The 13,832-nt window shown below is 64.6% G+C and carries 13 protein-coding genes; 8 read left to right on the top strand and 5 right to left on the bottom strand.

Annotated elements, in window-relative coordinates; genetic code table 11:
- The first annotated feature begins 302 nt into the window (after positions 1-302).
- The 8 genes from P9239_RS13540 (at position 303) to rng (ending at position 7,430) form a co-directional block, all read left to right on the top strand.
- Positions 303-1,031, top strand: a complete 729-nt coding sequence (locus P9239_RS13540; protein WP_206467882.1) for a YebC/PmpR family DNA-binding transcriptional regulator — start codon at positions 303-305, stop codon at positions 1,029-1,031.
- Between the two features lie 199 nt (positions 1,032-1,230).
- A complete protein-coding gene (gene purD / locus P9239_RS13545) occupies positions 1,231-2,520 on the top strand; it encodes a phosphoribosylamine--glycine ligase (RefSeq protein ID WP_309751635.1) in 1,290 nt (429 codons plus the stop codon).
- A 116-nt stretch (positions 2,521-2,636) separates the two neighbouring features.
- Complete coding sequence (gene hemF, locus P9239_RS13550) at positions 2,637-3,596, top strand: oxygen-dependent coproporphyrinogen oxidase (protein ID WP_309751636.1); 960 nt, start codon at positions 2,637-2,639, stop codon at positions 3,594-3,596.
- Positions 3,587-4,285 carry a nicotinate-nucleotide adenylyltransferase gene (locus P9239_RS13555; protein WP_309751637.1) on the top strand — a complete coding sequence of 233 codons (699 nt, stop codon included), beginning with the start codon at positions 3,587-3,589 and terminating at the stop codon, positions 4,283-4,285. Before hemF ends, P9239_RS13555 begins: the two co-directional genes overlap by 10 nt.
- Positions 4,286-4,298: 13 nt before the next feature.
- On the top strand, positions 4,299-4,751 hold the full coding sequence (gene rsfS, locus P9239_RS13560; RefSeq protein ID WP_309751639.1) for a ribosome silencing factor: 453 nt from the start codon (positions 4,299-4,301) through the stop codon (positions 4,749-4,751).
- Positions 4,752-4,765: 14 nt separating this feature from the next.
- Positions 4,766-5,236 (top strand): 23S rRNA (pseudouridine(1915)-N(3))-methyltransferase RlmH, encoded by a 471-nt coding sequence (gene rlmH, locus P9239_RS13565; RefSeq protein WP_309751641.1) that lies wholly within the window; start codon positions 4,766-4,768, stop codon positions 5,234-5,236.
- A gap of 90 nt (positions 5,237-5,326) precedes the next feature.
- Positions 5,327-5,953 carry a Maf family protein gene (locus P9239_RS13570; protein WP_309751643.1) on the top strand — a complete coding sequence of 209 codons (627 nt, stop codon included), beginning with the start codon at positions 5,327-5,329 and terminating at the stop codon, positions 5,951-5,953.
- Positions 5,954-5,960: 7 nt separating this feature from the next.
- On the top strand, positions 5,961-7,430 hold the full coding sequence (rng, locus tag P9239_RS13575) for a ribonuclease G (RefSeq protein ID WP_309751644.1): 1,470 nt from the start codon (positions 5,961-5,963) through the stop codon (positions 7,428-7,430).
- A gap of 9 nt (positions 7,431-7,439) precedes the next feature.
- Here rng and P9239_RS13580 read toward each other — a convergent pair whose 3' ends face one another.
- The 5 genes from P9239_RS13580 to msbA form a co-directional block, all read right to left on the bottom strand.
- Positions 7,440-8,720, bottom strand: coding sequence for an O-antigen ligase family protein (locus P9239_RS13580; RefSeq protein WP_309751646.1), 1,281 nt, complete (start codon positions 8,718-8,720; stop codon positions 7,440-7,442).
- A gap of 58 nt (positions 8,721-8,778) precedes the next feature.
- Positions 8,779-9,783, bottom strand: a complete 1,005-nt coding sequence (locus P9239_RS13585; protein WP_309751648.1) for a glycosyltransferase family 4 protein — start codon at positions 9,781-9,783, stop codon at positions 8,779-8,781.
- Positions 9,784-9,832: 49 nt separating this feature from the next.
- On the bottom strand, positions 9,833-10,972 hold the full coding sequence (locus P9239_RS13590) for a glycosyltransferase family 4 protein (RefSeq protein WP_309751650.1): 1,140 nt from the start codon (positions 10,970-10,972) through the stop codon (positions 9,833-9,835).
- On the bottom strand, positions 10,969-11,937 hold the full coding sequence (gene waaC / locus P9239_RS13595) for a lipopolysaccharide heptosyltransferase I (protein ID WP_309751653.1): 969 nt from the start codon (positions 11,935-11,937) through the stop codon (positions 10,969-10,971). The genes P9239_RS13590 and waaC overlap by 4 nt, the downstream gene beginning before the upstream one ends.
- Positions 11,938-12,010: 73 nt before the next feature.
- Entirely contained in the window at positions 12,011-13,729 is a 1,719-nt protein-coding gene (msbA, locus tag P9239_RS13600; protein WP_309754038.1) for a lipid A export permease/ATP-binding protein MsbA, read from the bottom strand.
- Between the last annotated feature and the right edge of the window lie 103 nt (positions 13,730-13,832).

The following is a 13,832-nucleotide window of genomic DNA, read 5'->3' on the forward strand; positions in this document are numbered from 1 at the left end:
GCTCGTCCGCTTATTGCGGCCCCTACCGCCGCCCGACCGCTGCCCGACCGCCGCGCCCTCGCGCGGCGGTTTCGTTTTCACGGCCCGCCGGCGCGCCCGCCCGCTGTCCGGGTGTTGCGCCATGCTAAAATTTTGGTCTGTTTCCGATCCGGAATCGACGCGCGTTTGAGCATCGCGCCGCGTCGCCGGGCGGACCCGGCAGCCGCTTCAAGCACGAGCGAGGCAGCGCGCAGGCCGGTCGATAATCACGCATCACAGCACACTAGGCGCACGAATCACGCGGCGCGCGACGGAGAAAGGTAATGGCGGGTCATTCGAAATGGGCCAACATCAAGCATAAGAAAGCAGCGGCCGACGCGAAGAAAGGCAAGATCTGGACGCGCCTCATCAAGGAAATCCAGGTCGCGGCCCGCATGGGCGGCGGCGACATCGACTCGAACCCGCGCCTGCGGCTCGCCGTCGACAAGGCCTACGACGCGAACATGCCGAAGGACAACGTCAATCGCGCGATTCAGCGCGGCGTCGGCGGCGTCGATGGCGCGAACTACGAAGAAATCCGCTACGAAGGCTACGGCATCGGCGGCGCGGCGATCATCGTCGACACGATGACGGACAACCGCACGCGCACGGTCGCGGAAGTGCGCCACGCATTCTCGAAGTTCGGCGGGAACATGGGCACGGACGGCTCCGTGTCGTTCATGTTCGACCACGTCGGCCAGTTCCTGTTCGCGCCGGGCACGCCCGAAGACAAGCTGATGGACGCGGCGCTCGAAGCCGGCGCCGACGACGTCGTGACGAACGAAGACGGCAGTATCGAAGTGCTCTGCCCGCCGAACGACTTCCAGAAGGTGAAGGACGCGCTCGAAGCCGCGGGCTTCAAGGCCGAACTCGCCGAAGTGACCATGAAGCCGCAGACGGAAGTCGAATTCAGCGGCGACGACGCAGTGAAAATGCAAAAGCTGCTCGACGCGCTCGAAAATCTCGACGACGTCCAGGAAGTCTATACAAACGCCGCAATCAACGACGAGTAAGGCAGAGCAAGCAGCCGCCGCGCCCGGTGCGTCCGCCGCACCGTGACTGGAACGGCTTTCGCTTCAGTTCGACGAATGAAAGGCGCGTGACGCAGCCGATGTCCGCGCGAGCCGCCTTTCGACCGTTTTGGCTGCGCCGCAACCGGGCGCGCGTGCGTGCGCGGCCTCAGTTTTTCATTCAGGCTTTTCGGGGATTCAAATGAAGTTACTCGTCGTCGGTTCGGGCGGTCGGGAGCATGCGCTGGCATGGAAGCTCGCGCAGTCGCCGCGCGTGCAGATCGTCTATGTGGCGCCCGGCAACGGCGGCACGGCGCAGGACGAGCGCCTGCGCAACGTCGATATCACGGACCCGGAGGCGCTCGCCGATTTCGTCGAGAAAGAGCACGTTTCGCTGACTGTCGTCGGTCCGGAAACGCCGCTCGCGGCAGGCATCGTGAATCTGTTCCGCTCGCGCGGGCTGAAGATTTTCGGGCCGACCAAGGAAGCCGCGCAGCTCGAAAGCTCTAAGGACTTCGCGAAGGCGTTCATGAAGCGCCACAACATCCCGACCGCGGAATACGAAACCTTCACGGACGCCGCCGCCGCGCACGCCTACATCGACGCAAAAGGCGCGCCGATCGTCGTGAAAGCGGACGGACTCGCCGCCGGCAAGGGCGTGGTCGTCGCGATGAACGCGGAAGAAGCCCACGCCGCCGTCGATTCCATGCTCGCCGACAACCAGTTCGGCGATGCGGGCGCGCGCGTGGTCATCGAAGAGTTCCTGACGGGCGAGGAAGCGAGCTTCATTGTGATGGTGGACGGCAAGCACGTGCTGGCGCTGGCTTCGAGCCAGGACCACAAGCGCCTGCTCGACGGCGACAAGGGCCCGAACACCGGCGGGATGGGCGCCTATTCGCCCGCGCCGATCGTCACGCCGCAGCTGCACGCCCGCGTGATGCGCGAAATCATCCTGCCGACCGTGCGCGGCATGGAGAACGAAGGCATCCGCTATACCGGTTTTCTGTACGCGGGCCTGATGATCGACACGAACGGCAATCCGAAGACGCTCGAATTCAACTGTCGAATGGGCGACCCGGAAACGCAGCCGATCATGGCGCGTCTGAAGGGCGACTTCTCGAAAGTCGTGGAAATGGCCATCGACGGCAAGCTCGACGGCGCCGAACTGGAGTGGGATCGGCGCACGGCGCTCGGCGTCGTGCTGGCCGCGCACAACTACCCGGATGCGCCGCGCAAGGGCGACCGCATCAACGGCATTCCGGCCGAAACGGACAACGCCGTGACGTTCCATGCGGGCACGGCGCTGGCTGACGGCAAGCTGACGACCTCGGGCGGACGCGTGCTGTGCGTCGTCGGGCTGGCGGATTCCGTGCGCGGCGCGCAATCCGTGGTCTACGATACAGTGAATCAGATTTCGTTCGACGGCATGCAGTACCGCCGCGACATCGGCCACCGGGCGGTGAGCCGCAAGCAGGCCCACCGCCACGGCTGACGCGGGACGGAAGTTCCGCCACGCCGAACCCGCGCTGCCGGACCTCGTGTCCGGCAGCGCGCTTTGAAGAGAACCACGACTTAACGCGCCAGCCGACTGGCGCACTGCATCCATCGATGAGTGAACCGACACGCAGCGCGGACCGCGAGGCACAACCAGACACATCGCACGATATCGCAGCGGTGCGCGACTATCTGACCGGCTTGCAAACGCGCATCGCCGATGCGCTCGGCGCGTTCGACGGCACGTCCTTCGCCACCGACGCCTGGACCCGCGAGCCGGGCGCGCATCTGCGCGGCGGCGGCGTGACGCGCATTCTCGAAGGCGGCGGCTTTTTCGAGCGGGCCGGCATCGGTTTCTCGGACGTCGCGGGCGACGCCCTGCCGCCCTCGGCGAGCGCGGCGCGTCCGCAGCTCGCGGGGCGCGGCTTCGAGGCGCTCGGCGTCTCGCTCGTTATGCATCCGCGCAATCCGCACTGCCCGACCGTGCATATGAACGTGCGCATGTTGACGGCTGTTGCGCCCGGCGAAGCGCCGATCTTCTGGTTCGGCGGCGGGATGGATCTCACGCCCATCTACGGCTACGAGGAAGACGCGGTGCATTTTCATCGCGTATGCCGGGAGGCGCTGCAACCGTTCGGCGCGGACCTGTATCCGCGTTTCAAGACGTGGTGCGACGAGTACTTCTACCTGAAGCATCGAAACGAACAGCGCGGCATCGGCGGGATCTTTTTCGATGATTTCTCCGAGCCCGGCTTCGAGCGTTCGTTCGCGATGATGCGAAGCGTCGGCGATGCATTTCTCGACGCGTATCTGCCGATCATCGAGCGGCGGCGCGACACGCCGTACACCGAGCGCGAGCGCGAATTCCAGTCCTACCGGCGCGGGCGCTACGTCGAGTTCAACCTTGTGTGGGATCGCGGCACGCATTTCGGTCTGCAAAGCGGTGGACGCACCGAGTCCATTCTCATGTCGATGCCGCCGCTCGCGAGCTGGCGCTACGACTGGCAACCGGAACCCGGCACGCCGGAGGCGCGGCTCTACCGGGACTTTCTGGTGCGCCGGGAATGGCTGTGACGCGCGCCGCCGCTCCGGGCGCGCCGTGCGAGAAGCGCGTCGGCCTGCTCGGCGGCACGTTCGATCCGATTCACAACGGACATCTCGCGCTCGCTCGCCGCTTCGCCGCGCTTTTGCAGCTGACCGAACTCGTGCTGCTGCCTGCGGGCCAGCCGTGGCAGAAGGCGGGCGTATCGGCGCCGCATCATCGGCTCGCGATGACACGCGCGGCGGCGCAATCGCTCGATCTGGGCGGCGCGAAGATCACCGTCGCGACCGATGAAATCGAGCGCGACGGCCCCACTTATACCGTCGACACGCTCGCTCAGTGGCGCGAGCGAGAAGGCGCGGAGGCTTCGCTCGCGCTGCTGATCGGCGCCGACCAGTTGGTCAAGCTCGACTCGTGGCACGACTGGAAACGTCTCTTCGACTACGCGCACATTTGCGTCGAGACGCGGCCGGGCTTCGATCTGCGCGCGCTGTCCGATGAAGTCGCGAAGGAAGTGGCCGCGCGCCGGACGTCGGCGGACGTGTTGTGCGCAACCACGCACGGTCACGTGCTGATCGACGAATCGCTTCTGCTCGACGTATCCGCCACGGCAATCCGCGAGCACGCCCGCACGCAGGACGGCACGCGGGATTTCCAGGCTCAGGTCCCCTCCGCCGTATGGGACTATATTGTTCAACATCACCTGTACCGGACACGGTAAAGACACAGCAACCATGGAACTTCAAAAGCTGCAACGCGCGATCATCGACGGTCTGGAAGACGTCAAGGCGCAAGACATCAAGGTGTTCAACACGAGCCACCTGACGTCGCTGTTCGACCGCGTGGTCGTGGCGAGCGGGACGTCGAACCGGCAGACCAAGGCGCTCGCCAACAGCGTGCGCGAAAAGGTCAAGGAAGCGGGTGGCGACATCATCAGCACGGAAGGCGAAGAGATCGGCGAATGGGTGCTGGTCGACTGCGGCGACGCGGTCGTTCATATCCTGCAACCGGCGCTGCGCCAGTACTACAACCTCGAGGAAGTCTGGGGCGACAAGCCCGTGCGCGTGAAGCTGCAAAAGCCGAACATGTTCGGCGGCGCAAGCGTGTCCGACGACGAAGACGAGGACGAGGACGACGCACCTGCGGTCAAACGCCCGGCGCGCAAAACCGCGCGCAAGCAGGCCTGAAGGCTCGCGCCTTCATGAAGCTCTACATTTTGGCCGTCGGACACAAGATGCCCGACTGGATCGAAAACGGGTTCGACGAGTACGCGAAGCGCATGCCGCCGGAGCTGCGCATCGAACTCAAGGAAATCAAGCCCGAGCAACGCTCGTCCGGACGCAATGCCGAGAGCGTGATGACCGCCGAGCGGCAGCGAATCGAAGCCGCCTTGCCGAAGAACGCGCGCGTCGTCGCGCTCGATGAACGCGGTCGCGACTGGACCACGATGCAACTCGCGAACGCCCTGCCCGGCTGGCAGCAGGACGGGCGCGATGTCGCGTTCGTGATCGGCGGCGCGGACGGCCTCGCGCCCGAAGTGAAGGCCCGCGCCGAACTGATGTTGCGCGTCTCCAGCCTCACGCTGCCTCACGGCATGGTTCGCGTGCTGCTGGCCGAACAGCTTTACCGCGCGTGGAGCATCACGCAGAATCACCCCTACCATCGCGCGTGAATTCGGGCCGCTGGGCTTCCCGCTCAGGTCTCCATCGAGGCTTGCTGTGCGGTCCGACCGCGCGCGCACTTCTTCGAGACCTTTTCGCCCATGCCCGCTGACTCCTCCGCTTACTCCTTCGTTTATCTGGCTTCGCAAAGCCCGCGCCGTCAGGAGTTGCTGCGGCAACTGGGCGTGCGATACGAACTGCTGCTGCCCCGCCCCGACGAAGACGCCGAAGCCCTCGAAGCCGAGCTTCCGGGCGAAGCCGCGGACGCCTACGTCGTGCGCGTCTGCGCGTTGAAGGCGAAGGCGGCCCGCGCGCGGTTGGTTGCCGGCGGACATGCACCCGCGCCGATTCTTGTCGCCGATACAACCGTCACCATCGACGGCCTGATTCTCGGCAAGCCTTTGCATGAAGCCGATGCCGTCGCGATGCTCGAACGCCTCGCCGGCCGCGAGCACGAAGTGCTGACCGCGCTTGCCGTCGTGGATGCCGAAGGCACGCTGCTCGAAGTCGCGGTGTCGCGTTCGACGGTGCGCTTCGCCGCGGTCGACCGTGCTGCGCTGCAACGCTACGCCGCGACCGGCGAGCCGCTCGGCAAGGCGGGCGCGTATGGCATTCAGGGCCGCGCGGCGGCGTTCATCGAGCGAATCGAGGGGTCCTATTCGGGTATCATGGGTCTGCCCCTTTTCGAAACCGCAGCACTCTTGCGCGTGGCGCGCGTCGAATTCTAAACAGGCCATGAACGAAGAAATCCTGATCAACGTCACACCGCAGGAAACCCGCGTCGCACTGGTTCAGCAAGGCGCCGTTCAGGAGCTTCACGTCGAGCGCACGCTTTCGCGCGGGCGCGTCGGCAATGTGTATCTCGGCAAGGTCGTGCGCGTGTTGCCGGGCATGCAGTCCGCGTTCATCGACATCGGTCTGGAACGCGCCGCGTTTCTTCATGTGGCCGATATCTGGCATCCGCGCATCGCGGGAGAAGCGCATGGATCGGCGGCGCATGTGCCCATCGAAAAGATCGTGTTCGAAGGTCAGGCGCTGATGGTGCAGGTCGTGAAGGACCCCATCGGCACCAAGGGCGCTCGCCTGTCGACGCAGGTGAGCATCGCGGGGCGCACGCTCGTGTATCTGCCGCAGGAGCCGCATATCGGCATCTCGCAGAAGATCGAGAGCGAGGCGGAACGCGAGGCCGTCCGCGCGCGCCTCACCGCCGTCTTGCCCGCCGACGAGAAAGGCGGTTATATCGTGCGCACCATCGCGGAAGATTCGTCGAGCGAAGAGCTTGCCGCCGATGTCGCCTATCTGCGCAAGACGTGGGCAACCATCGTGACGCAGGCGCAGCGCGTGCCGGCGACCACGCTGCTCTATCAGGATCTGAACCTCGCGCAGCGCGTGTTGCGCGACTTCGTGAACGACGAGACCACGCGCATTCAGGTCGATTCGCGCGAGACATATCAGATGCTCGCGGACTTCGCGGCCGAATTCACGCCCGCGGTGGCGTCGCGCGTGCATCACTACACAGGCGAGCGGCCGCTTTTCGACTTGTACAACATCGAAGCGGAGATTCAGCGGGCGCTCTCGCGGCGCGTTGATCTGAAGTCGGGCGGCTATCTCATGATCGACCAGACCGAGGCGATGACGACCATCGACGTGAATACGGGCGGTTACGTGGGCGCGCGCAATTTCGACGACACCATCTTCAAGACGAATCTCGAAGCGGCGCATACCATTGCGCGGCAACTGCGTTTGAGGAATCTCGGCGGGATCATCATCATCGATTTCATCGACATGGAGAATGTCGAGCATCGCGATCAGGTGCTGGGCGAGCTGAAGAAGGCTTTGTCACGCGACAGGACGCGCGTGACGGTCAACGGCTTCTCGCAACTGGGGCTGGTGGAGATGACGCGCAAGCGCACGCGCGAGTCGCTCGCGCACGTGCTGTGCGAGCCGTGCCCGACTTGTCAGGGCAAGGGGCAAGTGAAGACGCCGCGAACCGTCTGCTACGACGTGCTGCGCGAGATCATGCGCGAATCGCGGCAGTTCAACCCGCGCGAGTTTCGGGTGGTGGCGTCGCAGCAGGTCATCGACCTGTTTCTCGAGGAAGAGTCGCAGCACCTCGCGATGCTGATGGACTTCATCGGGAAGCCGGTTTCGTTGCAGGTGGAGTCGAATTTGAGTCAGGAGCAGTACGACATCGTGCTGATGTAACCACACGCGCTACGCCCCAACCCGCTGGCGTCGCGGCGCCGCGCTAATCAATATGCCGACGAGGAAGATGAACAGATTCCCCTCGGTGAAGTTCAGCAGCAGCGAATTGGCGAAACAGCCGAAAACGAAGGCGAAAAGGTAACCATTTGCCACATCGCGCGCGGGCTGGACAAGGCGCTGACACTCCTTGGCGACAGCGATCAGGAACCACACGAAGAGCGCGACGCCGATCAATCCGAGTTGCACGCCCATCAAGAAGAATTCGTTGTGCGGATTGCCCGCCATGGCCGCGCGCGCGCCGGTCTGCGTGCTGGCGAGCCGCTCGAACTGAACGCGCACGCTTCCCACGCCATAGCCCGCGATGGGCCTGTGCGCCATCAATTCGATGCTGCGCCGATAGAACTCCAACCGCACGCCCATCGACGTGTTCTTGTTCTGCGTTTCGAACTGCGTGATCTCCTGCGCCGTATCGGCAAGGCGCGAGTCTTTCGAGTACAGCACGAACGCGGCGACGCACGCACACACCGTCACCGCGCCGAGCGCCACCATCCAGCGCGTCCGCTTGTCGTACTGGCGAAACCGCGTCGCGTGCACGACCAGGAAAATGGCGATGTACGCAATCGCCACCACTTGTCCCGTGCGCCCTTGCAGCACGAAAAGCACGTTGATCATCGCGGCCAGCGCGACGAAATAGAGCACCTTGCCGCCTGCGCGCTTCGTCGCCCTGGCGAGCGAAAACGACAGGCACACGAGAAACGCCATCATGAGGCCGCCCGAGATGTGGTCCTTGAACACCCACGGTCTCGTCACGGCGTCCGTGCCGTGCATCGGGCCGAGCGCCGTCCAGCCGAAGTAGTTCGTGTAGGTGAGCACCATCGTCAGGACGAGCGTGCCCAAGAGCCCCCACATCGCCGCCCATGCCCAGGCGGTCGCTTTCTCGTCGGCGAAAACGAGATAAAGCAGCGGGATGAACAGCAGCTTGCGGTACTTCATCAGGAAGTCGAGGGCTTCGTGTACGCCGGGCGAGCTATACGAGAGACTCAACGTCAGCGCGAAAAAGAGCACGAGGGCGGCGAAGCCGGCTGGCGAGCGCATGCGCAGCGTCGGCGCGCGGCGCCACACTTCCGGGGAGGCGAGCGCCAGCAATGCGAACGCGCCGGAGGCGAGATTCACGCCTGCGGTGGAAATCGGTACGAGCCAAAGCGTGACGACGGCGAACCATCTCGCCAGGACCAACTGGTAGGACTCGGTGCCCGCCCGGCCCAGCCTTGAAATCATGTTGACTTGCATTATGTCGTTCCGCTACCCCGTTTCTCGGGCGTCATCTGCTGCGCCTCGAGTCTGTCGTTCAGCGCGCGCCGCGCAAATAGAAGTCCGCGCGGCGTCGTAGGGCTTCGTTCGAATACAGAACTTCCACCGTGCGCCGTGCCCGTTCCCCGATCGACGCGCGCAACGCCGGATCGGCGAGCAAGGTGTCGACGAGGCGGCGGGCTTCGTCGGTCGTATCGAACAGAAAGCCATTCTCGCCGTGCCGCACCCAGTCGGCATAGCCGCCGCGCCGGTGACACACGACCGGCAGCCCGCATGCCATCGCTTCCAGCACCACGCGTCCGAAGGTTTCCACGTGCGCGCCCGTCCGATAATAAAAGACATCGATGCCTCGCAGGAACTCGGCTGCGGGAATCGCGCCTTCGGGCACGATTTCCACATGCGGTGTCCCCGTGAGCGCGTCGCCGGCCGCCGCGCGCAGGCTCGTCGCGCCCTGTAGCCGTATGTCCGCGCCCGCTTCGGCCCACGCACGGTAGAGCGATACGTCTTCGAGATCGTGCTTGTCGAGCGTATCGCGGCTCAGGCGTCCGATAATCGGCCGCGATGCGCGAACCTGCTGCGGCGCGGGCGAAAACTGCGTGATGTCGATAGGCGAAGGCTGCACCTCGCCTTCCACGCCGAGCAGGTTCTTCTGGAACTCGGAGATGAAGACGTACTCGGTCTTCGGCCAGCGCAGCATGAAAGGGTGGGTCGCGGTGAGCGCGAGAATCTTCGCGTGAAACGTGTTGAAGACGTAGATCAGACGCTGCGGCGCGCGGCCCAGGTACGGCCACAGCCGGTTGCGCCAGTGCGCGCCGACGAACACGAACGTGCCGCCGTCCGGACGATGCCCCGCGCCGATACCGGCACCGATGCGACGAATGCCGTGCCGGCGCGCGAGTTCCGCGGAGCAGCGCGATGAAGGCGACCACAGCGTCAGTTCGCTGCGGTCCCGCAGCAGACGGGCGAGATGCAGGGCCTCTTGCTCGCTGCCGCCGTATTCATTCATGAATCCGTTGATGATGTGAATGACCGGTTTCGGCACTGAGTTGGGCATCTCGATTGGGCAATGTAAAGAACGATGACTGAACGCCTCAGTCCACGAGCGCCGCCGCAGCCCGGCGATACACCGCCTCGTTGGCCGCGACGAAGCTGTCGCTCGAGAACTCGCGCACGGCTTCCTCGTGCGCACGGCCGCCGATCTGCGGCACACACGCGCGATCGGCGACGATCTTTCGCAGTAACGCGCCGATGCCGCTCACGTCGCGCGGCTCCACGATCCAGCCGTCGATGCCGTCGTCGATGTTTTCAGGCAGGCCCGCGTAACGCGTGACCATGACGGGCTTGCCCATCGCCATCATCTCGCGGCAGGCGAAGGACACCGTTTCGACCGCGTACGACAGCACGAAACCGATATCGAACGTGGCGATGTAGTGGGGCACATTTTCCACGAATCCGACCACATGCACACCGTCTTGCATGGAAAGCGCCTCGACCGCGCGCCGCTGCGCCTCGCTCGGCTCCGTGCCGACGACGACCACAATCACCTGTTCGTGATGCGCGTCCGGCAGCGCCGCTACGGCCGCGATCATGTCCATCGTCCCCTTGTACGAATCGAAGCCCGTGACGGTGCCGAGCACGAGGCGCCGGGAGGGGTCAGGACCAAGCATCGACAGGCGCATGGCCGCGGCGCTCGCGGCATCGCGCGGCGCATACTTCGCCATATCGATGCCGTTTTTCACGACCGTCAGCGGACAGTGGCCGTACACGGACTGCCGCACGAGTTGCGCCGTCGAGTCCGACACCGCGATCACTTCGTCGGTTGCACGCCGGGCGCGCAGACGCGTCAGCAGATCGCCCTTGATGGCGATCGAGTTGTGCTTGGTGAAGACGATGCGCGGCCGCGGACCCTTCCACCACAACATGACGAGCAGCAGCAAGCGGTGATCGGGCGAGCCATTGACGTGGATCACGTCGAACTTCTCGCGCTTGAGCAACGCGCGCATCGCACGCCAGGCCGCGTACATGCGCGGGACGTCCTTCAACTTCGCGGGAAAATCCATCGCGAGTGCCTTGACGCCCGGCACCGTGCAGGCATGGACAAAGAGACGGCTGCATGCGGGCGCCCCGATGAAAACCTGATGACGCGCAGACAGCCCGCGTGCGAGGCCGACGATATACGTGTCGTGACCGCCTCCGCGGCCAGCATGGAAGTTGACAAACAGAACCTTCAAATTTCTTGTCTCACAGAACTCATGGCTGAAAGCACCTGATCGACCGACGGCGGATTGCCGCTGTCGCCGACCGAGACGGAAACGCCCGGCACATTCACGCCGAAGTGCGGCCGGGACGTCGCACTGAAAATCATCACGGTCGGACGGCGCAGCTCGCTCGCGAGATGCACGAGCCCCGTGTCCGTGCCCACGACGAGCGCCGCCATCGCAATGTGCTGCGCGATCTCTTCGATGCTGAGCTTCGGCAGCACGCGCGCGCCCGGCACGCCCTCGGCGATCGCCTGAGCGTCGAGGCGTTCCGCATCGGAGCCCCACGGCAGGAGCGGCGTCACACCTCGCTCGACGAGGGCCTTCGCCACCGCGACCCAGTTCTGCACCGGCCACTTCTTCTCCGGCTTCGACGTGGCGTGAAAGAGCAGCGCGAACGGCATGTCGCTCGTGACCGCGAGCGGCTTCGCCGGCTTCGGAATGGCGAAGACGCTGGGCGGCGCGGCCTCGATGGAATAGCCGAGCGTGTCCGCGAGCGTCTGGCGCATGCCCTGCCACGCGTTCGCATCGTGGCGCGGCGCGAAGCGATGCGTGTACGCGAACGCGGCGCCGCGCTCGCCGAGATTTACGTTCGCATAGCCGAAGCGCCGCCGGGACCGCGCGAGGAAAGAAATGATCGCGCTTTTGTAGACGCCGTGCAGGTCGAAAATCGCGTCATAGCGTTCGCGACGCAAGTCGAGAATCGACGACCAGATGGCCTTCAGATCGCCCACGTTGCGCGCCTTCTTGAAGCGGCGCAACGGCGCACACAACACGCGCGCGACGCCCGGATTCCAGCGCGGGATATCGGCGAAATTCTCGTCCACCGCCCAATCCACCTTCACGCCCGGAAACGCACGATGCAAGTCCCCGACGACGGCTTGCGCCTGGATCACGTCGCCCAACGAACTGACCTTCACTATCAGAACCCGCTTCATTCTGCGATCGCTTGCATGTTGTGGAACCGCTCGTTCGACTCAGGGCGGGTTTCAAGGATGACCGCGCGAGCGATCACGCGGCCTGCTGCTGATACTGGATGCGATGAAGATGCGCGTAGAGACCGTTGTGGCGCAGCAATTCCGCGTGGCTGCCCTGCTCCGCGATCTTGCCCGCTTCCAGCACGAGAATACGGTCGGCGCGCTCGATGGTCGAAAGCCGGTGCGCGATGACGAGCGTGGTGCGCCCCTTCATCAGCGTTTCCAGGGCCGACTGCACGTGCCGCTCGGATTCCGAATCGAGCGCGGACGTGGCTTCGTCGAGAATCAGGATCGGCGCGTTCTTGTAGATGGCGCGCGCGATGGCAAGACGCTGACGCTGGCCACCTGACAGACGCATACCGTTGCCGCCGATCAAGGTATCGATGCCGTCGGGCATGGACGCGACGACATCCGCCAGATTGGCGGCGGCCAGCGCGGCGAGCACGCGGTCGCGGTCGGGCACCGTGCCGTATGCGACGTTTGCAGCGATGCTGTCGTTGAAGAGAACCACGTCCTGACTGACCATCGCCATTTGCGAACGCAAATCGGCCAATGCGTATTCAGTGAGCGGCACGCCGTCGACGAGCACCTCGCCCTCGGCCGGATCGAAGAAACGCGGCAACAGATTGACGAGCGTGGTCTTGCCGCTGCCCGACGGCCCCGCGAGCGCGACCATTTCGCCGGGCGCGACCTTGAAGGACACGTGATCCAGCGTGGCGCGCTCCTGCGTGCCGTAGTTGAACGACACGTTGCGGAACTCGATGCTGCCTTGCGCGCGATCGAGCCGCCGCCCGCCGCCCACTGGCTCTGGCGGCTCGTCGATGAGGCCGAAGATCAGTTCCGCCGCCGTCATGCCCCGCTGCAGCGGTTGATTGACGTCGATCAGATGCTTGAGCGGCGAGATCACGAGCAGCATTGACGTGACGAATGCGACGAAGCCGCCGACGGTGGTCTGGTCGCTCGCCGACTGCAGCACGGCAATGGTGATCACGATGGCGAGCGCGATGGATGCCAAAAACTGCGTGAGCGGTTGGGCAAGACCGCCGGACACCTGCATGCGCATGGCGTAACCGCGCAGGCGGCTGCTCATTTCGGTGAAACGGCTCATTTCGTACGGCTCGCCGTTATGCACCTTGACGACTTTGTAGCCGCCCACCGTCTCCTCGACGATATACGAGAGGTCGTTCGTGAGCATCTGATGCTCGCGGTTCAGACGCCGCAAGCGCCGGTTGATCTTCGAGACCAGCCAGCCGATGCCCGGCAGAATGAGCGCGACGATCAGCGTGAGGCGCCAGTTGAGAATGAAGAGATAGCCGAGCAGAAACACGACCGTGAGCGAATCGCGCACGAGCGTGACGACGACGCTCGACAGCACCTGAAGGATCTGGTTGACCTCGAACACGATGGCGTTGATCACCGTGCTGGCGGTCTCGCGCTGAAAGAAGCCGGCGCTCGTGTGGATCATCCGATCGAACATCTGCAGCCGCAGTTGCAGCAGGATCTTGTTCGACACGTAGGAGAGCAGATACCCCGATGCGTATTGCGCGACGCCGCGCACAAGCGCAAGCCCGATCACCGCGACGGGCACGACCCACTTCGCTTTCTCGCTGCCTCGCGTGCCGAAGCCGTGGTCGAGCAGCGGCTTGAGCAGCATCGGAATGCCCGCTTCGCTGGCCGCGACGAAACCCATCGCCACGAGTCCGAGAAGCGCGATACCCATGAGCGGCCGAAGGTACGGCCATAGCCGCTTCATGACGGCTGCGGGCGAGGTGGTATTGCCCTCGCCGATGGTCTTTCTCAGTGTCTGCTTCTCGCTCGAATTCTCGCTCAAATCGTCCTCTGCGTTGCGATGCCCC

Origin of the sequence: Caballeronia sp. LZ062, assembly GCF_031450785.1 — a bacterium.
Taxonomy (GTDB): domain Bacteria; phylum Pseudomonadota; class Gammaproteobacteria; order Burkholderiales; family Burkholderiaceae; genus Caballeronia.